Here is a 26940-nt window from a genome sequence, read left to right on the forward strand (position 1 = left end):
ATCGTTCGACCGGCCGAGGGGGCGGCTGCCCCCGACTCCTTGAGTAGTTTCCGACTCTGGGCCCGCAATCGCGCGGCTGTTTCTTTCACGCGTTCGCCCGCCCCAAACGAAAATCCCGCCGGCACGAGGATTTGTCATGGTCGCCAAGGTTTCAGGATATGCCGCCCATTCGGCGCAAGGCAGGCTCGCGCCGTGGCGTTTCGAGCGCCGCGAACCGCGCCCCGACGATGTCGCGATCGACATCCTGTCTTGCGGCGTCCGCCACTCGGACGTTCACAAGGCGCGCAACGATTGGGGCAATGCGGTCTCTATCCCATGGACCCCGGCCACGCGTGATCCGTTTCCGCGGATCGAGAGGCGATCTCGCGGAAACCGTATGAGGAGCGGAAACATGGACATCAAACACAATGGCTCGCAGCCCTCCGCACAAGGGCCGGCGGAATGGTTCACCGGCGCGGTGCGGATCGACGCGCTCTTCGCGGCTCCGGAGCCCGCTCACGTCTCCAGCGGCACGGTCACATTCGAGCCCGGCGCCCGCACCGCCTGGCATAGCCACCCGCTGGGCCAGACGTTGATCGTCACCGCCGGTTGCGGCCGGGTTCAGCGCGAAGGCGGGCCGATCGAGGTCATCCGGCCCGGCGACGTGGTGTGGATCGCGCCGGGCGAAAAACACTGGCGCGGCGCCGGCCCGACGACGGCCATGACCCATGTCGCCGTTCAGGAAAGCCTCGACAGCAAGAGCGCCGACTGGATGGAGCACGTCACCGACGCGCAATATTTCGGCTGATCGCGCGGATCGCATTGACGGATGAAGGCTTACGAAGAAGCACGAACCTGGACGCAGCAACCCGGCGGAGGCCGCCGCCTAAGTCCACGGCCCCTTCGTGTTCATCGGACAATATTGGAAGAGCATTGACATGACTCGATCGGCATTGGTTGTGGGCGTAAGCGGCATCATAGGAAACGCGTTGAGCCGCCGTTTGGCTCAACAAGGCTGGCGCGTCGATGGGTTGGCGCGGCGCCCGTCACGCGACATCGAAGGCGTCAATCCGATCGCGGCCGATCTGCTCGATCCCGCCGGTTTGCGGGCCGCGCTGAACAATGTGAGTCCGACCCATGTGTTCTTCGCGACCTGGATGCGTCAGCCGACGGAAGCCGAGAACATCGAGGTCAACGCCGCCATGGTGCGCAACCTGCTGAACGTCACGTCGCGATCCGGTTCGGTGCGACATGTGGCGCTGGTCACCGGCCTCAAGCACTATCTCGGCCCATTCGAAGCTTACGGGAAGGGCGTTCTGCCGGAAACGCCCTTTCGCGAGGACCAGCCGCGCCTGAACGTGGAAAATTTCTACTACGCTCAAGAGGACGAGGTCTTTGCCGCCGCGCTGCGTGACGGCTTCGGCTGGAGCGTGCACCGGCCGCACACGATCATGGGCTACGCCGTGGGCAACGCCATGAACATGGGCGTCACCCTGGCGGCCTATGCCAGCATCTGCCGCGAGACGGGACGGTCGTTCATTTTCCCGGGCTCAGCCACGCAATGGAACGGCCTGACCGACATGACCGATGCGCGCCTTCTCGCGCGCCACCTGGAATGGGCCGCCACCACGGAGGCCGCGCGAAACCAGGCGTTCAACGTGGTCAATGGCGATGTTTTCCGCTGGAAATGGATGTGGCGGCGCCTGGCGGGCTGTTTTGGCATCGAACCCGCTGCCTTTCCGGACCAGACTACACCGCTGGAGCGGCAGCTTGCGGGCGCCGGTCCCATCTGGGCGAAAATTGCGGCGCGCCATGGGCTGGCGGAGCCGGATCTCGGCAAGCTGGCGTCCGCCTGGCACACCGACGCCGATCTGGGTCGGCCCATCGAATGCGTCACCGACATGAGCAAGAGCCGCAAGCTTGGCTTCCTCGATTATCAGGCGACCGATGACAGTTTCTTCGATCTGTTCACGCAATTGCGGGCAAAGCGGATCATCCCGTGAGCCTTCTCATTGGAGCCTGACTGACTTCGGCTGCTCACGAAGCGCGGTCGTCAAATTCCAAGAGACAGATGGAGACCGTTCAGGTGTGCTGAATGCGATGATCCGAGCCACGGTCTGGCAGAACACGGTCGCCGGCGAGTTCTGCTGGCGGGAGTCGGACTGGCCGCTGCTCCGCTGATGGTTGGCCTTGCAAAAGGAGAGACGACGATGATCAGTGAGAACAGGCCACAAGCCGCCGCCACCGAGCGAACCATGCGCGTGGCGCAAATGACGGCGTTCCGGAAACCATTCCAGGTGGTCGAGCTTCCGGTGGCGGCGCCGCGAGCCGATGGCGCCGTCATCCGCGTGGAAGCCTCTGGCGTTTGCCGCAGCGACTGGCACTTCTGGAATCACGATCTGGCGTGGCTCGGGATGAACCTCGCCCTTCCGGCCAATACCGGGCATGAGGTCGGCGGTGTGGTCGAGGAGGTGGGGCGCGATGTCCGCTCGATCAAGGTCGGCGACCGCGTGACGGTTCCCTTCCACGAATCCGACGGCACTTGCCCGCATTGCCGGGCGGGGCTTCAGAACCTTTGCGACAATGTCATCACGCCGGGCGTCCAGCGCCTGGGCGGATGGGCGCAATATGTCACCGTCACCGCCGCGGACCTGAACTGCATCAAATTGCCCGAACCGGTTGATACTTTGTCGGCGGCGGCGCTCGGCTGCCGCTTCATGACGGCCTACCACGCGGTCATCGACCGGGGGGCCATAGAGCCCGGCGAGTGGACAGCCGTGCATGGATGTGGCGGCGTCGGCCTGTCGGCCGTCCAGATCGCGGCGGCGGCGGACTCCCTGGTGGTGGCTGTCGATGTCGAGGAGCGCAAGCTGGCCAAGGCGCGCGAGGAAGGCGCTGTCGCCACGATCAATGCGCGCGGCCTGACGCCCGAGCAAGTCGGACAAGTGGTCAAGGACGCGACCGGCGGCGGGGCGCATGTCTCGGTCGACGCGCTCGGTCGCGGCTTCACCTTCCACCAGTCGTTCAACTCATTGCGCAAGCGTGGCCGGCATGTGCAGGCCGGGATCACCTCTCAAGAGGAAAGCGGCCAGGTCTCGCTGCCGCTCGACCTTCTGACCGTCATGAAACTCCAGGTCGTAGGCTCGCTCGGCAATCCGCATCCAAAATATGCCGAACTGCTTGAATTGGTCGCACGTCAGAAGCTCCATCCCGCGAGGCTCGTCACACGCCAGATCTCACTCGATGACGTGACCGACACGCTGGAGCGCATGACGCGCTTCGATACGGTCGGCTTCGAGGTGATCACACGATTCTCCTGAGGTCCGCTTAGCCGCACGATGTGCTCATCTCGTTCGGATCTGCCCCGGAGAGCCGATCCAACGCAGCGCGTCGCCGATGCGCATTTGCGCATTATTTCCGCCGGTCACGCGTTGATCGCTTTGAAGGATGGAGTTTCATGAAAAAGCGCAAACTTGGGAGCAGCGGTCTCGAAGTTTCGGCCATCGGCCTGGGCTGCATGGGAATGACCTTCGCCTATGGCCCCGCGCCCGACAGGGGTGCGATGATCGCGCTTCTGCGGGCGGCAGTCGAACGCGGCGTCACCTTTTTCGACACGGCTGAAATCTATGGTCCCCTCGCCAATGAGGAACTCGTCGGCGAGGCGCTTGAATCGTTTCGCGGAAAGGTGACGATCGCCACCAAATTCGGCTTCGACATAGATCCGACCGGGGCGAATATCTGGAAAGGATTGAACAGCCGGCCCGAACATATAAAACTGGTCGCCGAGGCCTCGCTGAAACGGCTCAGGGTCGACGCCATTGACCTGTTTTACCAGCACCGCGTCGATCCCGATGTGCCGATTGAGGACGTCGCCGGCGCGGTCAAGGATCTTATCGCCCAAGGCAAGGTCAAGCATTTCGGCTTGTCGGAAGCCGGCGAAAACACCATCCGCCGCGCCCATGCGGTCCAGCCCATCTCGGCATTGGAGAGCGAATATTCGCTGTGGTGGCGGCGCCCGGAAGAGGGCGTGCTGGCCACGCTGGAGGAGCTGGGAATCGGCCTCGTTCCCTACAGCCCGCTCGGTCGGGGTTTCTTGACCGGCGCCCTCAACGACAAGTCGAAGTTCGGCAAGGACGACACCCGCAGCGCCTTGCCGCGTTTCACCCCGGAGGCGCTGAAAGCCAATCAGGCGCTGGTCGATCTGCTTGCAGTGATCGCCAAGCGGAAAGCGGCGACGCAGGCGCAGATCGCGCTGGCCTGGCTGCTGGCGCAAAAGCCCTGGATCGTGCCGATCCCCGGCACGACCAAGCTTCATCGCCTCGAAGAAAATATCGGCGCGGCGAATGTCGTCCTGACCCCCGAAGACCTGCGCGACATCGAGAATGCCGCGACGAAAATCGACCTGACGGCCGAGCGCTATCCCGAAGCGATGGAAAATCTGACCGGGCGCTGAAGGCGGCGGTTGAACAAAACGACAATCGCTTTGGCCCGTCGAATTCCGGCGGCCAAAAATCACAAGCCATGCGCTTGCATGTTGGCAAAACAGGACAACCATAATGGCCTATGCGACGATCAATCCCTATACCGGCGAAACGCTCGCGACCTACAAGGACGCCACGGATTCCGAGGTCGCGGAGGCGATTGCCAAAGCGCACGGCGCCTTCCTGAACTGGAAGGAAACGCCGTTCGCCGAACGCGCGAAGATCTTGCAGAAGGCCGCCGATCTCCTGCGCCGGGATTCAGACCGCTACGCCAGACTGCTGACTCTTGAAATGGGCAAGCTGGTTTACGAGGCGAAGGCCGAAGTTGAGCTTTCAGCCAGTATTTTCGAGTATTACGTTCGCAACGCCGAACAATTGCTCAAGCCGGAAAAATTGCCCGTGCTGGACCCGGCGGAAGGCGAGGCTTTCATTGTCTGTGAGCCGCTCGGCGTGCTGCTGGCGATCGAGCCGTGGAATTTCCCCTATTATCAGGTCGCCCGCATCGTCGCTCCGCAACTCGCCGCCGGCAACACCGTGCTGCTGAAACACGCTTCCAACGTGCCGCAAAGCGCCGCCGCTTTCGAACTCTTGATGAGGGAAGCCGGCTTGCCCGAGGGCGGATTCCAGAATCTCTACGCCACCCGTTCGCAGATCGATCTGATCCTGAACGATCCGCGCGTGCAAGGCGTCGCCCTGACCGGCTCGGAAGACGCGGGTTCCGTGGTCGCCGCCCAGGCTGGCAAGGCGCTGAAGAAATCGACGCTGGAGCTTGGCGGTTCGGACGCCTTCCTGGTGCTTGCCGACGCCGACCTGGAAAAGACCTCCAAATGGGCGGTGTTTGGGCGCCATTCGAACGCGGGGCAGGTTTGCACCTCCTCCAAGCGCATGATCGTGGTCGATCCGATCTACGATCGGTTTCTCGCCAGCTACAAGCTTGGCGTGGCGGGACTTGTGGCGGGCGACCCTTTCGATCCGAAGAGCACGCTCGCCCCGCTCTCCTCGCAGGACGCTGCCGACAAGGTCAAGGACAGGATCCGGCAGGCCGTCGCGCATGGCGCGAAGGCCGAAGAGGTCGGGCCGCCCGTGCCGAACCGGGGCGCTTTCGTGCAGCCGACGATCCTGACGGATGTCGGCGAGGACAATCCCGCCCGCTATTGGGAGTTTTTCGGCCCAGTCTCGATGCTGTTTCGCGCCAGGGACGAGGACGACGCCGTGCGGATCGCCAATGATTCGCCGTTCGGCCTCGGCGGCTCCGTGTTCACATCGAACCCCGCGCATGGCGTCGAGGTCGCGAGGAAAGTGTCCACCGGCATGGTCTTCGTCAATCATCCGACCAAGGCCGAGGCCGATCTGCCCTTCGGCGGCATTCGCCGCTCCGGCTATGGCCGCGAATTGATCGGACTTGGGCTCAAGGAATTCGTCAATCACAAGCTCATCGGCGTCGTCGATATCGACGCCCGGTTCTGACGTTTTTCTGAAGAAAGCGGCGAAGCCCTCAAATCGCGCTTCGTCGCTTCAAGCCATCGCGGACCGCGCGAAATGCGCGAGAAGGAAATTTCGACATGACCACATGGCTGATTACCGGCTGCTCAAGCGGTCTTGGCCGCAATCTCGCCGAGGCGGTGCTGAAACGCGGGTGGAACGCGGTCGTCACAGCGCGCAATCCGGCGAAAGTCGAGGATATCGTGGCTCGCTATCCCGATACGGTGCTCGCTCTTGCCCTGGACGTGACCGACCACAAGCAAGTCAACGACACAGGAAGGCAGGCGGAAGCCAGATTCGGCGCGGTGGATGTGCTCGTCAACAATGCCGGCCACGGATACCGCGCCGCCGTTGAGGAAGGCGAGGAGGCCGAAGTGGCCGCGCTTTTCGCCGCCAATTTTTTCGGACCCGTGGCGCTGATCAAGGCGGCGCTGCCCGGAATGCGGGCGCGGCGGCGCGGGACCATCGTGAACCTGTCCTCGATCGCCGCGCGAAATCCAGGTCCGGGGTCGGGCTATTATGCGGCGACGAAATGCGCTCTCGAAGCGCTGTCCGGCAGTCTCCGCAAGGAAGTCGGGCCGCTCGGCGTCAAGGTGATCGCGGCGGAGCCCGGCGAATTCAGGACCGACTTCTCCGGTCGCTCGCTGTTGCAGTCACGGACCGCCATTTCCGACTACGCGGAGACCTCGGGGCGCCGCCAAATCGAAAATGACAAGACCGATGGCCATCAGCGCGGCGACCCGGCGCGCGGCGCGCAAGCCATCGTCGACGCCGTGGAGGCCGCCGACCCGCCCCACCTTTTGCTGCTTGGCAGCGACGCCATTCAGGTGGTCGGAGCCGCGCTCGATGCCGATCGCGCCATGCTGGAGGCATGGAAAGCAACCAGTTTGACGACGGATTTTCCAGCTTGAGACGAACACAGGCCGGAACTTCATCGACGACCAGGAGATAGAAGATGGCTTCCAATTTACGCGCGCGGAAAAACCACGACGAGTTGTTTCCAGGTCATGTTTCCACTTTGGCGAAGACCGACCCCGAACTGATCGAGACGTTTGACAATTTCGCCTTCGATGAAGTGATCTCGCACGGCGATCTGGACGCCCGCACCCGACTGATGGTTCAACTCGCGGCGATCATCGCCTGCCAGGCCCTGCGCGAATATCAAGTCATGCTCGGCGCGGCGCTTGCCGTCGGCGTCAAGCCTGTCGAGATCAAGGAGATCGTCTATCAGGCCGTGCCTTATGTCGGCATGGCCAAGGTCTTCGACTTCATCCATGCGACAAACGAAGTTCTCGCCGAGCGAGGAATCGAACTGCCGCTGCCGTCCCAATCCACCACCACGCCCGAGACCCGCGCGGAAAAAGGGCTTGCCGTCCAGAAACAGATCATCGGGAGCACGCTGGTGGAAAAGCTCTACGCCTCGGCTCCCGCCGACCAGCTCCATGTCCAACGCTATCTCTCGGCCAATTGCTTCGGCGACACCTACACGCGCAACGGCCTCGACTTGGCGATGCGCGAACTGCTCACCTTCAGCATGCTCGTCGCGCTGGGCGGCTGCGATCCGCAGGTCAAGGGCCATGTCGGCGCCAATTGCATGTCGGCAACGACCGGAAGAAGCTGATCGACGTCTTGACCCAGCTTTTGCCATTCATCGGCTATCCCCGCACCCTGAATGGGCTGCGAGCCGTCGATGAGGTCGCCCCGTCTTGAGCGCACAGGTCGCCAAAGGAAGGAAAGAGCATGACGAATTTTCGCATGATCCTATGGGTTGGAGGCGCCTGACCATGCGCCCCAGAATCATCTGCCACATGATGAGTTCGATCGACGGTCGCTTGCTTACGCAGCGATGGACTCGGCCAGCGTCGGGAATTGGCGATGACATCGTTCCGCGTCACTACGAACAGGTCGCGGCCAGGCTCGGCGGCGACGGCTTCCTGATCGGGCGCAAGACGATGGAGGAATACGCCTGCGTTACGGCCCACGAGCCGACAACCGGCGGCGACGCTCCACGGAAAATTCATGTCGCGGACCGGAAGGGGCGAGCCATTGCTGTTGTCGTCGATCCGCATGGCAAGCTTCACTATGCGAAAGACGACGCCAGCGGCGACCATATCGTCGCCGTTCTGAGCGAGACCGTGTCCGATGATTACCTGGCGACGCTCCGGAAAGCGGGTATTTCCTATCTGTTCGCTGGCGCGGATGGAACCGATCTGAGCGGGGCCATGGATGTGCTCGGCGCCTCCTTCGACATCCAGACCATCCTGCTTGAAGGCGGCGGGCGTATCAATGGCGCCTTTTTGAAAGCCGGTCTGATCGACGAGATCAGCCTGCTCATCTACCCCGGCATCGATGGCCTGGCGGGCGTGTCGAGCATCTTCGAATATGTCGGAACAGGGGATGAGCGCCCCGCCGCGGGCCGCTCGCTGCGCCATATGGCGACCGAAACCCTGGAAGGCGGCATGGTCTGGCTCCGCTATTGCATGGAAGAAAGCCCGCCCGGCGCGTGATCGGCATATTTACGCCGCCGCCGCCCCGACCAGCGATGGCCGCCCGAAGGAAGCGCCGCTGCGCCCGCGAAAAAATCCGTTCCTCCGCGCCGGCGAGAGACAAGGCCAGACCGCTCAGCTCTTCCGCCGTATTCATGAACCCCAGAGATAGGCGCATACTCAATTCAGTATCTAATATCACCTGATCCGGCGTCGTAAATAGCGCTTGTCGCGTTGGCCTGGTCGAGCCTGTCGTTCAGGCCGACGCGAATAACGGGGCGCCGCGCCTTTCAAGGAGATGTGAGATGGCGAACGAAGTAATCGTGGTGATCGGATCGGGCGGCATTGGCGTGGCGATCGCCCGGCGGCAAGGTTTTGGCAAGACGGTGCTGCTCGCGGACTTCAACGAGAAAGCACTGGGGGCTGCGGCTGATGGCATGAAGGCCGCCAGCTACGCCGTCGAGACGCAGGTCGTCGACGTGTCCTCGCGCGCCTCGGTTCGCGCGCTGGCCGACAGGGCGGCGGCGCTCGGCAATGTCATGCAGGTGGTCAACACCGCCGGCCTGTCGCCCAATATGGCGCCGCCCCAAAAGGTGCTCGAAGTCGATCTCTATGGCTCGGCCGTGGTGTTCGAGGAATTCGAGCGCGTGATCGCCCCGGGCGGCGCGGGCCTCGTGATCTCCAGCATGGCCGGGCACATGATGCCGCCTCTGTCGGCCGATCGGGAACATGCGCTGGCGTTCGCGCCGGCGGACGAGTTGCTCGCCCTGCCTTTCCTGAAGGAAATCCCCAATTCGCTGGTCGGCTACATGGTCGCCAAGCGCGCCAACCATTTGCGCGTCCAGGCGGCGGCGATGACCTGGGGCGCGCGCGGCGCGCGGGTCAATTCGATCAGCCCCGGCATCGTCGCGACGCCGCTCGCGCAGCACGAACTGAACTCGGAGATCGGCGACGGCTATCGCGCGATGATCGCCGCGTCGCCATCCAGGCGGATGGCGCCGCCCGAGGAGATCGCGGTCGCGGCGGCCTATCTGCTCGGCCCCGACGCCGGCTTCATCACCGGCAGCGACCTGCTGATCGACGGCGGCGTGATCGCGGCGATGCGGGCGGGCAAGCTGCCTGTCCCGGCTTAAAATCTTTCAAACGAGGAGCATCCCATGCAAACGCGCAGTCTCGGCGGCCTGACCGTCTCCGCTCTCGGCCTTGGAACGATGAGCTTTGCCTCGACCTATGGCGCAGCTCCCGACAAGGCGGCGGCGATCCGCGTCATTCGCGGCGCGCACGAACAGGGCGTGACGCTGTTCGACACCGCCGAAGCCTATGGCCCGTTCACCAATGAGGCGCTGGTCGGCGAAGCGCTGGCCCCGATCCGCGACAAGGTGATTGTCGCCAGCAAGTTCGGCTTCAACATCGATCCCGAAACGGGCGAGCGCAAGGCGGGGCTCAACAGCCGCCCGGACCATATCCGCCGCGCGGTCGAAGGAATGCTGAAGCGCCTGAACATGGACAAGATCGACCTGATCTATCAGCACCGCGTCGATCCCGAAGTGCCGATCGAGGACGTGGCTGGCGTCGTCAAGGACTTGATCGCGGCGGGCAAGGTCGGCCATTTCGGCCTGTCGGAAGCGGCCGCCGGCACAATCCGCCGCGCCCACGCCGTTCAGCCGGTGACGGCGATCCAGAGCGAATATTCTCTGTGGACGCGCGACCCCGAACCCGAGATCCTGCCGCTGTGCGAGGAACTAGGTATCGGTTTCGTGCCGTGGAGCCCGCTGGGCGCCGGCTTCCTGACCGGCAAGATCGACGCGAACACCCGCTTCGGCGAGGGTGACTTCCGCTCCAAGTCGCCGCGCTTCCAGCCGGAAGCCATCGCCGCGAACCAGGCCATCGTCAATCTGGTCAAGCGCATCGCCGATGAGAAGTCCGCCACCCCGGCGCAAATCGCGCTCGCCTGGCTGCTGGCGCGCAAGCCCTTCATCGCGCCGATCTTCGGCACCCGGCGTCTCGAACGCGTGACCGAGAACCTCGGCGCGGCGAACGTGACCCTGACGGCGGACGACATGCGCGACATCGAAACCACTGCGGCCGGCATCAGCATCGTCGGCGCCCGGTTGCCCGAGGCCGTTCTCAAATTTTCCTACCGTTGAGCGCGGGCTCCAAAGCCCCTTCTCCAAAGCATCAGGCGGCAAAAGGAGACCCGGCGGTCGGCGCCGGGTCTCGCAATGGGGCGCGGGAGGACGCCCCTATCGGCGGCGCGCCTGGAATGGGAGCGTGAGCCGCCGAACTTTAGCGCGAGCAGATTTCGCCGGTGACAGTGTCGAGCTTGTCATCCGGGCCGGCGAAGCCCCCCATGATCTGCGCGCCATTGGCCGCCACGCAGCGTTCAGAGCTGCGATAGGCGTAGGCGGCGCGGTAATCGCGTTCCTGGTCGGACAGCTGGGTGGATTTGTCCGAACGCGCTGTCGCCGGAAGGCCGAACGCGGCAAGCAGGGTTGAGGCCGTCAAGGCCAGGATGGCGCCGCGAAAGCGGAGGGACGTCTTGGTGGGGAGGGGACGAGACATTGGATCTTCCTTTCGGTTGCACAAGTCGGCCAGAGGGAGGATCGCGCGGCAGCGCCGTTTCATGCGTTTGGCCTTGGTGAAACCTTGCCTCAAATGGACTTTGTCTCAAATGTCATATATACGTCGTTTTAGGACATCAGAGGGGGTTCCCCATGCGGCGCATCGGTTTCCTGGTTTATCCCGGCTTCCAGATCATGAGCCTGTCGGTCACGGCGGTGCTGGAAATGGCCAATCAGATTTCCGAGAAGCCTGTCTATGAGATCGTCGTCGCTTCCGAGCATGGCGGCCTGGTCGCCACTTCGATCGGCGTCCCCGTGCAGACCTCGCAATTTGGCGAGGCCGAATTCGATACAATCATTGTGGGCGCCGCGTCCGACATCCTGCCGTCATCGCCAATCCTGCTGGAGTTTATTCGCGAAGCCGAAGCCGGCGCGGCGCGGCGGGTCGTGACGGGATGCACGGGCGCCTTCGTGCTCGCCGAGGCCGGCATTCTCAACGGGCGCCGCGCCACGACGCATTGGCGTCACGCCCGAGACTTGCAACGGCTTTATCCTGAAATCATGGTCGACGAGGACCGGATTTTCATTGAGGACCGCAAGGTCTGGACATCGGCCGGCATGACCGCCGCCATCGATCTGGCGCTTGCCTTGGTCGAGGACGATCTCGGCGTCGAGATCGCGCGGTCGGTGGCGAAAGCAATGGTTGTTTACCACCGTCGCGCCGGCGGCCAGTCGCAATTTTCATCGCTCCTCGAACTGGCGCCCAAATCGGATCGGATCCAGTCGGTTCTGAACTATGCCAAAAGCCATCTCGCCTCGGCCTTGACCGTCGAGGAATTGGCGAAAGTGGCGCGTTTGAGCCCGCGCCAATTCAGCCGCGCCTTTTCCCTGGAGACCGGCCAGCCGCCGGCCAAGGCGATTGAAAACCTTCGCGTTGAAGCGGCAAGGCTCGCGATTGAAGACGGGCGGCACAACATTGACGAAGTCGCGCAAATGACCGGTTTTGGCGACCGCGATCGGATGCGGCGCGCTTTCCTGCGCACGCTCGGGCAGCCGCCGCAGGTGTTGCGCCGCAACGCCCGCCTCGCCAAGGTGCTGGCCGCAGAATGAACCCATCGCGCATGCCGGGTTTCACGGAGCCGACGCGACCAGCTCGCTGGCGGCGGCGGTGAGAAAACGCCGCGACAGGGCCTCATCATTGACGACGCGCGAAAGCAGAAGGGCGCCCGCCATCATCGACAGCGTCGCCAAGGACTTGTCGCGCGTCGGTTCGCCTTCCGCCGGCGCAACCGACTGATCCAGAATTTCCAGAACGCCCTTGATCCCCGCTTCGAATTCCTCACGCACGGCGTCGCTGTGCCTGCTGGCGTCGGAGGCAAGCGCGACCAGCGGACATCCCTCCGCGATCTCATCGCGGTGTTGCTCTGAAAGATAAAATTTTACCAGCGCCTGGAGCGGCGCCTCGCCGCCCGCGGACGCGGCGGCCACCCATCTCTCCCGGGCCTTCTCGACCGCCCGCTTGCAGGCGCTCGCCACCAGATCGTCCTTGGATGCGAACTGTTTGTAGAAGCCCCCGTGGGTCAGGCCGGCGGCCTTCATCACATCGGTCAGGCCGATCCCATCGAAGCCATGCTCCTTGAAAAGGCCGCTCGCGACATCAATGACCCTTTGGTGATTTTCGGCGGCCTGGGCGCGGGTGACCCTCATCGCGAACTCCCGTAATTTAGATTGTGTTCAAAATCTATATCAGTCATATATGACGATAGCAATCTAAATGCGGTGGCGGGATTTGACCCGTCCTTTCCTGGGGACTTCAACATGAAACCCTCGCGTCGTCTGCTCTTTGTCGCCGCCCCGCTCCTGGTCGCCGGCGGCGCGGCCTTCTTCGTTTCCGGCTCGGCGAAGGAACGGCAAAAGCCGGACGATCCCCGCACATCCGCCCCCCTCGTCGTCGTGGTCGAGGCCAAGGCGATCGGCGCGGTCGATCGCGGCCTGACCGGCTCGGTGTCAGCCCGCGTCCAGAGCAATCTCGGCTTTCGCGTCGCGGGCAAGATCGTCGAGCGTCTGGTGGACGCGGGCGAACGGGTGCGCGTGGGGCAGCCCCTGATGCGCATCGATGTCGCCGATCTTCGGCTGGCGCTCGCCGCCAAGAAGAACGCCGCTTCCGCCGCGCGGGCCGTCGCGGTCCAGGCCAGGGCCGACGAGAAGCGCTATGCGACACTCGAAAAGCAGGGCTGGGCGACACATCAACGCTATGAGCAGGCGAAAGCCGCGATGGACGGGGCCGAGGCCCAGCTCGCCGCCGCCGAAGCCGACGCCAACGTCGCGGAAAATGAAGCGGGATATTCCACGCTAAATGCCGATGCCGATGGCACGGTGGTTGAGACCTTGGGCGAGCCGGGCCAAGTGGTCAGCGCCGGTCAGATCGTGGCGCGGCTCGCCCATGCCGGCCAGCGCGAAGCCATTGTCGCGCTTCCGGAAACGCTCAAGCCCGCCATCGGCTCGCAGGCTCAGGCGAGCGTCTATGGCCTGGGCCAGCGCCGCTGGCCCGCCCGGCTAAGGCAACTTTCGGATTCCGCCGATTTGCAGACGCGAACCTATGAGGCCCGCTATGTGCTCGATGGCGAGGCGGCGGCGGCGCCGCTCGGGGCCACGGTGACGATCTGGGTGGCCGATCCCCGCGCGCCCGCGGCGGTCGAGGCGCCAATCGGCGCCATTTTCGACGACGGGCGCAAGACCGGCGTCTGGATTGTCGACCGCGCCGCATCCACGGTCAGCTTCAAGCCGGTGACCATCCTGCGGCTCGCGGGAGAGACCGCGATCATTTCCGGCGTTCACGCCGGCGAGCCCGTCGTCGCCCTTGGCGCCCACTTGCTCCATGAAGGCGCGGCGATCCGTTCTCTCGTTGCGAAGGGCGCATAGCCATGACGCTCAACCTTTCGGCGCTCGCCGTGCGCGAGCGGGCGGTCACGCTGTTCCTGATCGTCCTCGTCGCGCTCACCGGCGCCTTCGCCTTCTTGAAACTTGGCCGCGCCGAGGATCCCGCCTTTACCGTCAAGACATTGACGGTGACGACGGCCTGGCCGGGCGCGACCGCACAGGAAATGCAGGATCTCGTCGCCGAGCCGCTGGAAAAGCGATTGCAGGAGCTGCGCTGGTACGACCGCGTCGACACGATGGCGCGACCGGGTCTGGCTTTCATGATCCTGACGCTGAAGGACAACACGCCGTCCGGCGATGTGCAGGAGCAATTCTATCAGGCGCGAAAAAAACTGGGCGACGAGGCGAAAAACCTGCCCGCCGGGGCGATGGGCCCCTTCATCAATGACGAATATTCGGACGTCAGCTTCGCCCTTTACGCTCTCAAGGCCAAGGGCATGCCGATGCGTCTGCTGGCGCGCGAGGCCGAACGCCTGCGCCAGGAGCTGCTGCACGTGCCCGGCGTCAAGAAGATCAATATTCTCGGCGAAAGACCGGAGCGCATTTTCGTCGAATTCTCCTACGCCAAGCTGACGACGCTCGGCGTCTCGCCGCAGGATATTTTTACCGCGCTGCAAAGGCAGAATGCGGTGACCCCCGCCGGCTCCATCGACACCAGCGGCCCCCAGGTCTTCATTCGCCTCGACGGCGCCTATGACGATCTGCAAGAGATCGCCAACACGCCCATTGTCGCGGCCGGCCACACCATGAAGCTCGCCGACATCGCCGACATCCGGCGCGGCTACGAGGATCCCGCGACCTTCATCATTCGCCATCAAGGCGACCCCGCGCTCATGCTGGGCGTCGTCATGCAGGACGGCTGGAACGGCCTCGACCTCGGCAAGGCGCTGGAAGCCAGGGAGGGGGCGATATCCGCTTCCCTGCCGCTTGGGATGAGTTTCAGCAAGGTGACGGATCAGGCGGTGAACATCAAGGAGTCCGTCGATGAGTTCATGCTCAAGTTCTTCGTCGCGCTCATCGTCGTGCTGATGGTCAGTCTGATCAGCCTGGGATGGCGGGTGGGCCTCGTGGTCGCGGCGGCGGTTCCCCTGACCCTGGCGGTCGTCTTCGTGATCATGCTGGACACCGGGCGGTTTTTCGATCGCATCACGCTCGGCGCCCTCATCCTGGCGCTGGGTCTCCTGGTCGACGACGCCATCATCGCCATTGAAGTCATGGTGGTGAAAATGGAAGAGGGCATGGACCGGATCGCGGCCGCCGCCTATGCTTGGAGCCATACGGCGGCGCCCATGCTCTCCGGGACGCTTGTGACGATCATCGGCCTGATGCCGGTCGGTTTCGCGCGTTCGGCGGCGGGCGAATATGCCGGCAATATTTTCTGGATCGTCGGCTTCGCCCTGATCGCCTCCTGGTTTGTGGCTGTGGCCTTCACGCCCTATCTGGGCGTCAAAATGCTGCCGAACATCAAACCGGTCGAAGGCGGGCATCTGGCGATCTATGACACGCCGAACTATCGGCGCCTGAGGCGGGTCATCCGCTTCGCCGTAGACCGCAAGTTTCTCGTTTGCGGCGCGGTGGCGCTGGCTTTTGTCGGCGCCATCGCCGGCATGGGCGCGGTGAAGCAGCAGTTCTTTCCCGCCTCGGATCGTCCGGAAGTTCTGGTCGAAGTCCGCATGGCCGAGGGAACGAGCATAGAGGCGACGGAGAAAACGGTCGCCAGGCTCGAAGGCTGGCTGGCGCGACAGCCCGAGGCGGAGATCGTGTCCAGCTATGTCGGACAGGGCGCGCCGCGCTTCTTCCTGGCGATGGCTCCGGAATTGCCCGATCCGGCTTTCGCCAAAATGGTCGTGCTGACCGGGAACGCCGAGACGCGCGAAGCGTTGAAGCGGCGCATGCGCGCGGCCTTGGCGGAAGGGCTGGCGCCCGAGGCGGATGTGCGGGTCACGCAATTGGTTTTCGGTCCCTACACGCCATTTCCGGTCGAGTTCCGCCTCATGGGCCCCGACCCTGTCGAATTGCGCAAAATCTCGGACGCGGCCCTCACGATCATGCGCGACGTCCCCGATGTGCGGCAACCGACGCGCGACTGGGGCAATCGCTCGGCGGTCGTGCATTTTGTGCTGGATCAGGACCGCCTGCGCCTGATCGGTCTGTCGCCTTCGGAAGCTGCGCAGCAGCTTCAGTTCCTGTTGACGGGCATTCCCGTCACCCAGGTTCGCGAGGATATTCGCACCGTGGACATAGTGGCGCGCAGCGCCGGCGGCGAACGGCTCGATCCGGCGCGGCTGACCGATTTCTCGCTGACGAGCCGCGATGGGCGTCCGGTTCCGCTCGACCAGATCGGTCATTTCGAGGTGCGCATGGAAGAGGCGATCATGAAACGTCGCGACCGCACGCCCACGATCACCCTTCGCTCCGACATCAATGAAACCACCCAGCCGCCGGAAGTGTCCACGCAAGTCATGGCGGCGCTCCAACCGCTGATCGCCTCCTTGCCGGAAGGCTATCGCATCGAGATGGGCGGTTCGATCGAGGAGGCGCTCAAGGCGAATGTCGCGCTGGCGGCGGTCTTTCCCATCATGATCGCGCTGGCGCTCCTGGTGATCATGTTCCAGGTCCGGTCCTTCTCGGCGATGACCATGGTCATTCTGACCGCGCCTCTCGGCCTGGTCGGCGTTGTGCCGATCCTGATTGCGTTCAACCAGCCTTTCGGTTTCAACGCTATTTTGGGGCTGATCGGGCTTGCGGGCATACTGATGCGCAACACGCTGATCCTGATCGAGCAGATCAAGGAAAACAAGCACGCGGGCCTGAGCGATTATCAGGCCGTGATCGAGGCGACGGTGCAGCGCGCGCGCCCCGTCGTTCTGACGGCGCTGGCCGCCGTGCTGGCCTTCATCCCGCTGACCCATTCGGTGTTTTGGGGATCGATGGCCTATACATTGATCGGCGGGACCGCCGGAGGGACCCTGCTGATCCTGCTGTTCCTGCCGGCGGTCTATGCGGTCTGGTTCAAAGTCTCCAGCGCGCGTGAATCACATTCGGCGGCGCCTCTGCCTGATGGGCTTGGCAAAGCGACGGCATGCGCGCGCTTAGCGCGCATGCCATAAGACAAAGCAGTCGTATCGAGCCGGCTGGCGCGACAGATCTTCACCACATGGGCTAAGCAGGATTTTCGAAAATCGGTGGCCACTTTTCGGAAATCCTGCTTAGGATCGATTGATGTCGCCAGCTTGCGCGGCGCGCGGCTTGCAGCTGGTTGTGGATGGCTCCCCGCCTCGCGGTCGGATTTCAGCAACGGTTACGGCGCGACGCCGGCGGCGCGGGCTTTGGCGTCGGGTTCGTCGAGGCGGCGGATCGGCCAGGGTTCAACAGTCCTTTGGTCGGCGGCCTGCCGGGACGCTCACGGGCCGAATGCCGCGGCGGTGATCGGCGCGCCGGCGGGAAAATGGAGGAATTCCGACCCGTCCCACGGGCCGTTGATCAGCCGCTCCAATCGACCGCGCCGCGCCTCGAAGATCTCCAGCGGCAAGCGCGCCCGATCCGCCAACGCCTGCGCCTCCTGTTGGCGCTGCTCCCGGCGCGGGTGATCGGTGCGAAGGAAGACGAAGCCGTGGTAGCCGTCGAGCATCGTATTGAGCACGCGAAGCGCCCGCGTCTCGCCATAGGAGCGCACCGCGCGCTGATGTTCGGAAGCCAGCGTCCGCTTGCCCTCCATCCACCCGCCGCTCAAGTAGAAGACGCCCTTCTCCAGCGCCGGGCCGTCCACGGTCAACGGACCGCCCGCCAGCAGTGGGATGCAATCGTGGACGCGGGGAACAACCAACGGGGCGTGTGGCGAGATGAGGCTGTCGAGCGCGTTGCCGCACAAGCCGAAGCCGAGGATGACGCGCTCGAACCCGCGCGACTTGGCCAATTCCTCGGCGATGGCGTCGCGTAGACGCAACGGGAACGTATGCAGCCCCATCGATAGGAATTCGAGCTGCGTGGTCGGCGGGGTGGGGATTCGCAGCAGTTCCTCGCGCATCACTTCGCAGGCCAGCAGCAGCGTCGACATCGTTTGAGCATCCTCGTTCTTGGGTGTTTCCGCCGGGAAACCCGAGCCTTCAATGCGCGTCCGCCGCGGACCGAACCACCAATGGTGGCCATACCAAGAGCCCGCCAAGGCGATCAGCGCCGCGAGGCCCGCCGAACTCAGCTGTCGGCGCGACCACGGCCGCGTCGCCGCGTTGGGAAGAGTTGCCGCAATCTTGTCGACCTGCGCCGCCGTCTCCATGCGTCCTCCCCTCAGCCTTTTAACGGTTCGTTTCGGCGCGTATGGCGCAGCCGCGCGTGCTCGTCGGCGGCCGGTCCCGGCGCGGAGCGGAACACCGGGTCGGACAACGGCCGGCCGCTGACGCGGTCGATCATCGCCGGCTCGACGACCTCTCCGATTTCCCGGTTGACGATCAGCACGCTCGCCCCTCGGGAGCGCAATGTTTGTTGCCCCAGGTGAGCAGCGCTTGCAGCATCGGACGAAAATCGCGTCCGCGCTCGGGTCAAGCACATAGGCAATGCGCAGCGGAGGCTCGGCGTAAGCGCGCCGCTCCAGCAGGCCGACCTCGACCAAGCCGTTCAACCGCCGGGTCAGCATGTTGGGGGCGATGCCAAGACTTTTAGAGAACTCGCCCACCCGCTCCAGGCTGCGGGCGATCGAACATTGCATGTCGCCGAAGCTCTTGCGCTGCATAGGATCAGGCCATGGTCACTTGCATGAAGAAAGTGAATAGAATAAGTCACAATCATCATGCAAGCGCTTTCTTCGACGCGGTCGTTAGCGTCGCTGCACCAAAGGGACCCCCGCCATGCGCTATCGCGTTCTCGGCAAGACCGGCGTTAGGATCTCCTCCCTCGCGCTAGGCGCCGGCAATTTCGGCCAGCGCTGACAAACGGAGAGGTTCCGATCAGTTGTTGCTTTCCACTTGATTATGAGAATCAGAGACCAATGATTTGAGACACATACGTTGCCGCTTAATTTGAGAACGTACAGACACATCTGGCCGCCGACCGCACCTCATGCTCGAAGGCGCCCGCCAACCAGTTCCGGCTGGTCTTGCATGTCGGGGCGTACTGGCTGATGTGGGTCTGCGTGTTAATCGGCGCGGCAGCGTGACCCCTCCCATACCAAATAGATCAACGCCTTACGACGCCGATCGGCGTCCGGACCCCAGGCCGTTTCACAACCAGTGACATCGGCCGCGACCACGCGTTGAGCGCATCCAAGCGCGGCAACGCAATTCGCTCCAGACTCTTTTAGTTGATAAAATCTGTCGACTTTATTGACTGTTAGTCAGCTAGAACGTAAGGGTGGAGCCTGGAAACATGGCGATTTGAGGCGGCGCGCGCCTCCGAAAAGTGGGCATGGCGATACGACCGGCTTTCCCGCGATCAAGCAAGGATACGGTCATGTCGCGGCGTCGCACGACCAGGTTGTCGTCGTCCCCCGGCAATCTGTGTGGACGACGTCCCACGGCCGAAAACGGCTGGGCGGCAATGCCCAGCCGTCACATCAAAACCCGCGCGAAGGCGGTCATGGAGAATAAAATGAATTTCAAGAAAGCGTTGGTTACGGCGGCGATCTCTGCAGCCTCGTTGATCGGCGGAAATATTGAAGCGCAGGCGGGTTCGGAAATCCTGCCCGGCATCACCACCGGCATCGCGCTCGGCGCGCCGCTGCCGCAGGGGGTGTATGTGTTGCAGTTGCCGAGCTACGGCTACACGAATTCGAAACCCGCCGTGAACCTCGGCGTCGTCGTCCCCGCCTGGGTGATCTGGTCGACGCCGTGGGATATTCTCGGCGGTCATCTCTTGTTCGACGCCGCTTCGCCGCTCGCCAACGCCGCCATCCATGGCGCGCGCAGTTGGGCCGGCGTATCCAATCCGCTCATCGAGGCGCAGTTGAAATGGAACCTTGGTGGCGGCTGGTTCGGCGGTGTGCAAGCCGGCGGCTATTTGCCGGTGGACAATGATTTGACGCAGATCAGCGCTGCCCGCGATTTCGCCTCCTTTCAGACGGTTGCAGCGGTCAGCTATCTTGCCGACGGCTACAACCTCTCCGCCACGTTTATCTACGGCACGGGCCAAAACGCCAGCTACAGCAGCCCGGTCCACAGTAGCCTGACGGCGAACCCCGGCTCCTGGGGCACGAACTGGATCAACCTCGACCTAACCGCGACCAAGAAGTTCGGCAAGGTCGAAGTCGGCGCTGTCGGCTATGGCTCTTGGGATCTCGACCAGCCCTATGTCGGTTATGCCAAGCAGAGCCAGTTCGTGCTCGGTGGTCTCATCGGTTATGATTTCGGCGCCGTCAATGTCGCCTTCAAATTGACCCGCACATTGGCTGAAACCAATTATGGCGGCTTTGAAACCCGTGGATGGGCTAATATCATCATCCCGCTCTGGGTCGCCGCGCCGTCGACGACGATCGCCGCCAAATACTGAGCAAAGCCTGGCGGCGCCGCCTGATCGATTACACGCAAATCGCTCGAAGGCTCCGCCGGCAATTTTCAACACAAGGCGCGACAGCACCCCAGTTCATCCGGCCAGTTCGGTTCATAAGACAGGTTAGCCCTCCGGCCGGGGCGCTGCTTTTTCGCCCAACTGCGGCGCGCGCTCCATTCTGGCCCAGTCCCAGGCTGGTTTCAAGGCGTCGTGAGGAGAAGATGATGAGCACGTATATTCAGATGGCTGCGGCTGTTCCGCCTCCGCCTACGGCTCCCCCCGCGGCGCCAGAGGACATGGCGCCGGAGGTGTGGGAAAAGGTGAAGGATCACCCCCGCTATCAGCCCGTTGACGAAGTCGCCGTTGGCTGATTCCATCTCATGATTGGGAATAGGGCTGGATTATTGCGATGGCGATGAAGCGGGATGCCGGAATGACCTCATCGCCACATGGGCGGATATGCCGCGCTCTCCCGGCCACGCCTTTTACGACCGGTTGAACAAGCTCTTGAGCGACGCCGGCTTCGACGCTTTTGTCGAGGAGGTGTGCAAGCCATTTTACGCGGCGACGATGGGCGCACCCTCGCTGCCGCCGAGGCGGTATTTTCGCATGCACATGGTCGGATATTTCGAAGGCATCGACTCTGAGCGCGGCATCGCCTGGCGCTGCGCCGACTCTTTCTCGCTGCGCGATTTCCTGCGGCTGTCGAAGCCGCGGGCGCGTCTGTCTCACGAGGCGCATGAGAAGATTTTCGACTGGGTGTTGAAGCTGATCGCCGAGCGCGGCCTGGTGAAAGGCGAGCGGATCGGCGTCGACGGTTCGACCATGGAAGCCAACGCGGCGCTGCGCACCATTCTGCGGCGCGACAATGGCGAGACCTATCGCGCGATGCTGACGCGCATGGCCAAGGAGAGCGGCATCGAAACGCCGAGCGCCGAAGAGCTGGCGCGGCTTGACCGCAAGCGCAAGGGCAAGAAGCTTTCCAACGACGACTGGAGGAGTCCGACCGATCCGGACGCCAGGATCGCGCGGATGAAAAACGGGACGACGCATTTGGCCTACAAGCCCGAACATGCCGTCGATCTGGACACGGGAGCGATTGTCGCCGCGCCGATCCATGCGGCGGACGACGGCGATGTGGCGACCTTGCCGGCGACCTTGAAGGCGGCGGCGGAAAATCTGGCGGATATCAACCTTGCGCCGACGCGCGAAAGTCCCTGCGAGTTGATCGCCGACAAGGGGTATCATTCGCGCGCCGGGCTGAAGGATCTGGACGACAGCGTCTGGAAGACACGGATCTCCGAACCCAAGCCAGCCAAGGGCTATTTGCGTTGGCATGGCGACGAGGCGGCGCGCTACGCCGTTTACGCCAACCGGGCGCGTTTGAAATCGGGTGTCGGGCGCAAGGCCATGCGCCGGCGCGGCGAATTGGTCGAACGCAGCTTCGCCCATGTGCTCGATCGCGGCGGCACGCGCCGCGCCTAGCTGCGCGGACGCGAAAACGTTCACAAACGCTACCTGATCCATGTCGCCGGGTTCAACCTCGGCCTGCTGATGCGGGCGCTGTTCGGCGCCGGGGCGCCAAGGCAGGCGTCCGATGCTAGAAACGCCCTGCTATTCACGTATCAGGCCGACGAGACTTTCATCTTCGCCATACTCGCCGCTGTCGAGGGCCAATGGGCGTGTTGCCTCACCATCATCACGCCCGAACCAAATTGAGCGAAGAAGACGACTTCAGCCACGGCCTGCTATACCCCGATTCCTGGATGAACCGTTTTTGACGGGGGTCGGAGAATCACCGAATGATCCGACATGATTCGAGCGGGTTTCCTCAGCGACGTCGAAAGGAAGGCCCTTACGCGCATTGCACGGGACGGGCTTGAGGAGCCGCGTGGGCCGGCGAGCCAACTCCCTGATCCTTCTCCGACGGTCGTTGAAATAGCTGAGAACGTCGCCTCGAGCCGTTCCGACCCGTTGAACCTTCTTACGCCGCAGCCTTGGAGCGCGATCCGCGCGCCTATCGCGCCGCCTGGAGCTTCCGCTAATGGGTCGGGGCGAACGGCGCGGCCAAGTCCTGGCCTCGTCAAGCCGCGCCGTTGGGTTGGACATCGCGATAGCCGCGACGTCGTTTCGCAGTCTCCAGTCGCTTGAAGGCGCGCTTGGCCGCGTCCGGTTCGGAAAACGTCATGATCATGCGGCGACCCGGCGCGCCGATCCGTACCCAGCTTCGCACCAGCGCGTGTTCGCCGAACAAGGTCGGATGCACCTCGAGTTCGTAGTAGCGCCACATGTTGCGCGTGGCGTCGATGCGTTCGAGGTGGAGCGGGTGATCGGCGGGGCCATTCATAGGCTTGAAGGTCGCGGCAAATCCGCCTGCTGTCCAACGCATAAACTGAATCAATCAGCCCGCGATTGATTCAGTCCGTCGATGACGCCCGCGCGGCGCATGCCGCGAAGCGGCTAAGCCGGCGCACCGGGCCGCCGGAAAGAGCTTGCGGGCAAAACTGGGTGATGCGCGAAACGTCACTTGACCGCCAGACCTCACATGGTCTGCCCGTCATGACAGCCTCCTGCGCGCGATATCGTCGTTCCTGTCCTCCATCGCGCTGACGCCGCACTGATAGAGCATGTAGCCAGCGCCGAACAAGACTGCCGTCAGTCCGGCAAAAAAGGTGATCAAGGCACCGTATAACAGGTATTCCAGCATCACGCTCATACGCCCCTCGAAAGAGCCCTGGCGGCGGGGTTGAGTAGACCCAAGACCCGCAAGGCGAGCCATGTCGTCATGCCGGGCTGCATCTGGACTGCGGCGCCAATGCTGACGCGCGCGCAAAGGAAGGCGGCAAAACAAAGCATCCTCATGTCCTTGCGGGAGGCGCCCGGTTTGTCACGGGCGCAGGTTGATCACTGGGCGACGAAGGAATGCCGCGAATGTTGGAAAAGTCGCTCCGGAGCGCCGAAGATGAGCCACTCGTCTGTCGTCACCGCGAATGTTCCGGCGCCTATGGCCAAATCAATGCCATCGCTCAAAGGCTTGAGAGCAGCTGAAGGCTTGGTGACTTCTGCCGGTGTGCGGTCGGTCACGAGAGGAACGGCTGTTTCCGCTTGCGCGCTCGGCGTGATTGAATTCACCGGCAGACTTGTCGCGGCCGGCGGCGGGAGCAATGCAAGGCGGTGGGCCGCTTGCTCAATGGGCATTCCTTTCATCAAATTCGGCGCATGTCCGAAAAAACTCGACCTTGGCGGGGGCTGCGGCGCCGACCCAGCGCTCTCTTTATGGCGGCGCGGGGGCGCCAGATCGACAGCCTTCATGTTGATTGGAGGCCATGGCGGCGCACCGATCCGTTGGGTGGTCGCCTGCGCCGGAACCATCGAGAGAGCGGCCCGAATAAACAAATCATTTTCGGCCGAACCCATGGGCGGTAATGTAACCGACATTGAAGTCTTCGCCAACGAAGCGCTCTGCGGCGCGGCGCGGCTGAACTTCGGTAACGCTTGCTGGACTTGCATGACGATCAAGCCTGCGATGACCGACAGCGCGACTTCACGCGCCATCTTTGTTACGCTCGGGGTGCTGAACACGAATCGGAACCGTTGTTTCCAATCGCCGGAAACGCGTTGTTCGCCTGCCTCGACAACGAAAGGATATTGCGTCGGCGCCTGCAGGGCGGGAAGCGTTTCCATTGACCACCTCTGAGACTGAACGTTTGGTGAAAACAGAACCGGGAGCGCGAAACACGCGCGCGCCCCTACAGCAACCGCGCGACAAGTTCGTCCGCGCCATTGTCGATGCCGATCCTTGCAGCGGCGAGCGATCCGAACGCCGCGCCCAAGTGAAGAGCGTTAGGGTATTGTTTGGTGGTATAAGCAAGAAGGAGCCGACCCTTCGTTGAATCGTGAATCTCAACGACGTACATCACCCATCCGCTCATGAGCCCTTCCTTGTCGCGAGCGGCCGCCACGCCGTTATAGACATTGCCGGCCATGTCAGCGTGGGCAAGTTCGCCGAGCAGCGGCGTCGCGGCGGCGCCGGTCAGGCTGAGTGTGATCCGCAGCGTGTCAGGTCCGGGTTTCGATATGATCGTGAAGCGCTTGGCGAGCGTCGCTGAGAATTTCTCCTGCATGTACCGCGCGAGTTCGGCGCGATCGCTTTCCGCCATGTCGCCGAACTGATGGTCCGGCCCTTGATAGAGCGACACCGGATCGACGATCGCTTTGGAGTAGGCCGCCCATTTGGTTTCGGAGGAATAGATGAACGGGGTCGATCCACCCGGGTCCTCGGAGTTTGGCTTCATCAAGCGCGAAGACGGAAGACCGGCGTAGGCGATCGGTTCGACCTCGGCGCACGCTGTCAGCAACGCGCAGACCGAAAGCGCGGAAAGCGCCCCGAGCAAAGGCGATTTCGGTACATCTTTCCCCACAGGACTCTCCCCACCCGCCGTAACGCATATGAAGGAGACTATGCTGCTTTTTACAAACCGTCCAGATGGTTTGTAATTAAAGAAGTTGTTTTTCTTTTTGCGGAGCCGCCTCCTTCCGCCGTCGGATGCAGGACTGCGCGCTATCCCAGAGGGCGTCGTCCCGCAGGAGGTCGAACAGACTCATCCGCTCCTGCTCGGACAGCGGACAAAGGCCGAGGATCGAGGACAGCGCCAGCCCCCTTGCCGCGGACCATCGCACCATCGCGACACTCGGATCGGCAGCCTCCTTCTTCATGGCTTCCACGTGCTTTGCTTCCCTCTCGCGGACGGCGGCGATGAGTTCTGGATTATCGGCGAGGGCGCTGGCGATTGCGAAGGTCGTTGATTTCGGATGGGCGGCCGCCGTCCTCAACGACTCAATTTCGGCCTCCAACGCAGGCTCATGGCGTCCCGGGAGCGATTGAGCGAGATATCCGTCGAAAAGGGATTCGCCCTGTTCGATCTGATGTTCCAGCAGCGCCTTCAGAACCGCGTCCTTGGTGCGAAAATGGTGGAGTATGCCCCCTTTGCTGCTCCCGCATTCACGCGCAATGGCGTCGATCGTGAGCCGCCCTGGGCCGTCTCGCGTGATGATGGTCAGGGCGGCCTGGATCGCGGCGGCGCGGGTGCGCTGTGACCGGGCGCTATTTTCCATAAGAACCTCGGGTCTCTATGTTGGATGTGGCTAAGAGCCAGTGAGTATAACGGACACGATGAAAAAAAACAGTCCGGACGGTCTGTATGCAATGGATAATCGTGATCAAGCTCGAGCAATGCCCGGCCAACATGATCCATATCCATCATGTCTGAAGAAGTTTGAGCATTCCAGGGATCTGACCTCGGCGAGAATGGCGCCGATGCGGTCCCAGAGTTCGTCGACGGTTCGTTCCTTGGCTTTTCGCAGGAGGGCTTTGAGCCTGGCGAACATCATCTCGATGGGGTTGAGGTCGGGAGAATAGGGCGGCAGGTACAGCAATCTTGCTCCCGTCTTCTCGATGATCGCTTGGACGCCGGCAACCTTGTGCGCGGGCAAGTTGTCCATGATGACGATGTCGCCTTCCCTCAGAGTTGGCGCGAGGCGCTGGGCAAACTAAACCTGGAAGATCGCCCCGTTCATTGGCCGGTCAGCCACCAGGGCGCGGTGATGGCGTCATTGCGCAATCCCGCGACGAAGGTCGTCGTTTTCCAATGGCCATGCGGCGCATAGTCGACAAGCCGCTTCCCCTTGGCGCAGCGGCGGCCGCGTGTCCGCGTCATCTGCGTGTTTGTGCTCGTTTCATCAATGAATACAAGCCGGTCCGGATCAAGCGCCGGCTGCATCTTTTTCCAGTCGTCGCGTGCTTACGCTACGTCTTCGCGATGCTGCTCGCTGGCGTGCAGCGTTGTTTTTATAGCTGACGTTGTGGCGTTGAAAGAACCGCGCGATCGAACTGTCCGAGGTTTTGACCTGGCGCTCGTCCAGAAGCCGAGCTTCGATCTCAGCCAGCGTCAAGTCACACTCGCCCGAAACCAAAGCCAGAAGCCATTCCGCGTGCGCGTCCAACGGCGAGGGCAGAGCCTTCTTGCCGGGCTTCTCGGCAAAGCTCCCCGTTTCCTTGTAACGCCGGAACCATTTTATCGACGACGATTCCGACACCAGCAGCTGACGCGCCGCAGCCCGCCGCGACATGCCCCCTTCAATCAACGCAATCGCACGCTCACGCAAATCGAAGGAATGCCCTCGCGACATGCTGCGCCTCCAAATCAATGCGAAGCGCAGAGTCGCTCATTCCCCAGCTTAAGGGAATCCCGACCCTGCAAAAATTCCGAGTCAGCATAAGCGGGGATTGCTCTAGAGCGGTTTCTGTTCATTTGGATTCGGTCAGGATTCCCAAATAGCTTGGCTTGTGCGAATCTTCGCGTGTGATTGCGAGGGAGGCTCGCCGCTTTCATCTGTCAGCGACCTCAAATACTGGTCGAGCGCGCGCTTGCCCTGAGGCACAACGATGCCGCGCTCCAGCAGGACCGCGCGCACCTGATTGATCAAGGCGGTCCGTTCGGCGACCAACCTATCGCGTGATCGATGCAGCGT

General features: G+C 63.0%; 25 protein-coding genes and 4 pseudogenes. 17 read left to right on the forward strand and 12 right to left on the reverse strand.

Annotated features, from left to right (window positions below; genetic code table 11):
- Positions 1 to 391: 391 nt before the first annotated feature.
- The 10 genes from CCR94_RS18515 (at position 392) to CCR94_RS18560 (ending at position 10575) form a co-directional block, all read left to right on the forward strand.
- Entirely contained in the window at positions 392 to 787 is a 396-nt protein-coding gene (locus tag CCR94_RS18515; RefSeq protein WP_104509330.1) for a (R)-mandelonitrile lyase, read from the forward strand.
- A 130-nt stretch (positions 788 to 917) separates the two neighbouring features.
- Positions 918 to 1982, forward strand: coding sequence for an SDR family oxidoreductase (locus tag CCR94_RS18520; RefSeq protein ID WP_104509313.1), 1065 nt, complete (start codon positions 918 to 920; stop codon positions 1980 to 1982).
- Between the two features lie 207 nt (positions 1983 to 2189).
- The gene (locus tag CCR94_RS18525; RefSeq protein WP_206605860.1) at positions 2190 to 3299 is read left to right on the forward strand and encodes an alcohol dehydrogenase catalytic domain-containing protein; all 1110 of its coding nucleotides are present in this window, start codon (positions 2190 to 2192) and stop codon (positions 3297 to 3299) included.
- A gap of 137 nt (positions 3300 to 3436) precedes the next feature.
- Positions 3437 to 4432 (forward strand): aldo/keto reductase, encoded by a 996-nt coding sequence (locus CCR94_RS18530; protein WP_104509315.1) that lies wholly within the window; start codon positions 3437 to 3439, stop codon positions 4430 to 4432.
- A gap of 58 nt (positions 4433 to 4490) precedes the next feature.
- Positions 4491 to 5927, forward strand: coding sequence for an NAD-dependent succinate-semialdehyde dehydrogenase (locus tag CCR94_RS18535; RefSeq protein ID WP_483414391.1), 1437 nt, complete (start codon positions 4491 to 4493; stop codon positions 5925 to 5927).
- A 95-nt stretch (positions 5928 to 6022) separates the two neighbouring features.
- Positions 6023 to 6853, forward strand: coding sequence for an oxidoreductase (locus CCR94_RS18540; RefSeq protein ID WP_104509317.1), 831 nt, complete (start codon positions 6023 to 6025; stop codon positions 6851 to 6853).
- Positions 6854 to 6897: 44 nt separating this feature from the next.
- Positions 6898 to 7563: a carboxymuconolactone decarboxylase family protein gene (locus CCR94_RS18545; protein ID WP_206605861.1), complete on the forward strand. Its 666-nt coding sequence runs from the start codon at positions 6898 to 6900 to the stop codon at positions 7561 to 7563.
- 163 nt (positions 7564 to 7726) lie between these two features.
- Positions 7727 to 8449 carry a RibD family protein gene (locus CCR94_RS18550; RefSeq protein ID WP_104509331.1) on the forward strand — a complete coding sequence of 241 codons (723 nt, stop codon included), beginning with the start codon at positions 7727 to 7729 and terminating at the stop codon, positions 8447 to 8449.
- 284 nt (positions 8450 to 8733) lie between these two features.
- Complete coding sequence (locus tag CCR94_RS18555; protein ID WP_104509318.1) at positions 8734 to 9561, forward strand: SDR family oxidoreductase; 828 nt, start codon at positions 8734 to 8736, stop codon at positions 9559 to 9561.
- A gap of 24 nt (positions 9562 to 9585) precedes the next feature.
- Entirely contained in the window at positions 9586 to 10575 is a 990-nt protein-coding gene (locus CCR94_RS18560; protein ID WP_104509319.1) for an aldo/keto reductase, read from the forward strand.
- Positions 10576 to 10714: 139 nt separating this feature from the next.
- On the opposite strand, the gene CCR94_RS18565 is transcribed toward CCR94_RS18560, so the two are convergent.
- The gene (locus CCR94_RS18565) at positions 10715 to 10990 is read right to left on the reverse strand and encodes a hypothetical protein (RefSeq protein ID WP_146090097.1); all 276 of its coding nucleotides are present in this window, start codon (positions 10988 to 10990) and stop codon (positions 10715 to 10717) included.
- Between the two features lie 152 nt (positions 10991 to 11142).
- Here CCR94_RS18565 and CCR94_RS18570 point away from each other — a divergent pair, with 152 nt between their 5' ends.
- Positions 11143 to 12099: a GlxA family transcriptional regulator gene (locus CCR94_RS18570; protein ID WP_104509321.1), complete on the forward strand. Its 957-nt coding sequence runs from the start codon at positions 11143 to 11145 to the stop codon at positions 12097 to 12099.
- Between the two features lie 21 nt (positions 12100 to 12120).
- Here CCR94_RS18570 and CCR94_RS18575 read toward each other — a convergent pair whose 3' ends face one another.
- Positions 12121 to 12696 (reverse strand): TetR/AcrR family transcriptional regulator, encoded by a 576-nt coding sequence (locus CCR94_RS18575; protein WP_104509322.1) that lies wholly within the window; start codon positions 12694 to 12696, stop codon positions 12121 to 12123.
- Positions 12697 to 12807: 111 nt separating this feature from the next.
- On the opposite strand from CCR94_RS18575, the gene CCR94_RS18580 reads away from it, so the two are divergent.
- Positions 12808 to 13911 (forward strand): efflux RND transporter periplasmic adaptor subunit, encoded by a 1104-nt coding sequence (locus CCR94_RS18580; RefSeq protein ID WP_104509323.1) that lies wholly within the window; start codon positions 12808 to 12810, stop codon positions 13909 to 13911.
- Between the two features lie 2 nt (positions 13912 to 13913).
- Complete coding sequence (locus tag CCR94_RS18585) at positions 13914 to 17039, forward strand: efflux RND transporter permease subunit (protein WP_104509324.1); 3126 nt, start codon at positions 13914 to 13916, stop codon at positions 17037 to 17039.
- Between the two features lie 293 nt (positions 17040 to 17332).
- On the opposite strand, the gene CCR94_RS18590 is transcribed toward CCR94_RS18585, so the two are convergent.
- From CCR94_RS18590 to CCR94_RS26475, 3 genes and pseudogenes are all read right to left on the reverse strand, one after another.
- Positions 17333 to 18205, reverse strand: coding sequence for a DUF1638 domain-containing protein (locus CCR94_RS18590; RefSeq protein WP_104509325.1), 873 nt, complete (start codon positions 18203 to 18205; stop codon positions 17333 to 17335).
- Between the two features lie 11 nt (positions 18206 to 18216).
- Positions 18217 to 18384, reverse strand: coding sequence for a hypothetical protein (locus CCR94_RS26145; RefSeq protein WP_244594134.1), 168 nt, complete (start codon positions 18382 to 18384; stop codon positions 18217 to 18219).
- A 139-nt stretch (positions 18385 to 18523) separates the two neighbouring features.
- Positions 18524 to 18658: pseudogene (locus CCR94_RS26475) on the reverse strand (winged helix-turn-helix transcriptional regulator); the annotation flags it as partial.
- 297 nt (positions 18659 to 18955) lie between these two features.
- On the opposite strand from CCR94_RS26475, the pseudogene CCR94_RS26480 reads away from it, so the two are divergent.
- The 4 genes and pseudogenes from CCR94_RS26480 to CCR94_RS18605 form a co-directional block, all read left to right on the forward strand.
- Positions 18956 to 19048: pseudogene (locus CCR94_RS26480) on the forward strand (transposase); the annotation flags it as partial.
- A 464-nt stretch (positions 19049 to 19512) separates the two neighbouring features.
- Positions 19513 to 20409 (forward strand): transporter family protein, encoded by an 897-nt coding sequence (locus tag CCR94_RS18600; RefSeq protein ID WP_146090098.1) that lies wholly within the window; start codon positions 19513 to 19515, stop codon positions 20407 to 20409.
- A gap of 224 nt (positions 20410 to 20633) precedes the next feature.
- Positions 20634 to 20780: a hypothetical protein gene (locus CCR94_RS25205; protein WP_158254827.1), complete on the forward strand. Its 147-nt coding sequence runs from the start codon at positions 20634 to 20636 to the stop codon at positions 20778 to 20780.
- Between the two features lie 88 nt (positions 20781 to 20868).
- On the forward strand, positions 20869 to 21894 hold the full coding sequence (locus CCR94_RS18605; RefSeq protein WP_206605862.1) for a transposase: 1026 nt from the start codon (positions 20869 to 20871) through the stop codon (positions 21892 to 21894).
- Between the two features lie 598 nt (positions 21895 to 22492).
- Here CCR94_RS18605 and CCR94_RS18610 read toward each other — a convergent pair.
- From CCR94_RS18610 to CCR94_RS18635, 7 genes and pseudogenes are all read right to left on the reverse strand, one after another.
- Positions 22493 to 22798, reverse strand: a complete 306-nt coding sequence (locus CCR94_RS18610) for a WGR domain-containing protein (RefSeq protein ID WP_338053008.1) — start codon at positions 22796 to 22798, stop codon at positions 22493 to 22495.
- Positions 22799 to 22966: 168 nt separating this feature from the next.
- The gene (locus CCR94_RS25210; RefSeq protein WP_158254828.1) at positions 22967 to 23125 is read right to left on the reverse strand and encodes a hypothetical protein; all 159 of its coding nucleotides are present in this window, start codon (positions 23123 to 23125) and stop codon (positions 22967 to 22969) included.
- 188 nt (positions 23126 to 23313) lie between these two features.
- Positions 23314 to 24093: a hypothetical protein gene (locus CCR94_RS18615; RefSeq protein ID WP_104509328.1), complete on the reverse strand. Its 780-nt coding sequence runs from the start codon at positions 24091 to 24093 to the stop codon at positions 23314 to 23316.
- Positions 24094 to 24158: 65 nt separating this feature from the next.
- Positions 24159 to 24803, reverse strand: a complete 645-nt coding sequence (locus CCR94_RS18620; protein WP_244594133.1) for a DUF3313 domain-containing protein — start codon at positions 24801 to 24803, stop codon at positions 24159 to 24161.
- A gap of 103 nt (positions 24804 to 24906) precedes the next feature.
- The gene (locus tag CCR94_RS18625) at positions 24907 to 25524 is read right to left on the reverse strand and encodes a TetR/AcrR family transcriptional regulator (RefSeq protein ID WP_104509329.1); all 618 of its coding nucleotides are present in this window, start codon (positions 25522 to 25524) and stop codon (positions 24907 to 24909) included.
- Between the two features lie 105 nt (positions 25525 to 25629).
- Positions 25630 to 26598, reverse strand: a pseudogene (locus CCR94_RS18630) (IS630 family transposase).
- A 240-nt stretch (positions 26599 to 26838) separates the two neighbouring features.
- Positions 26839 to 26940, reverse strand: a pseudogene (locus tag CCR94_RS18635) (IS110 family transposase); the annotation flags it as partial.

This window comes from Rhodoblastus sphagnicola, from assembly GCF_002937075.1.
In the GTDB taxonomy this organism is placed as follows: Bacteria; Pseudomonadota; Alphaproteobacteria; order Rhizobiales; family Beijerinckiaceae; genus Rhodoblastus; species Rhodoblastus sphagnicola.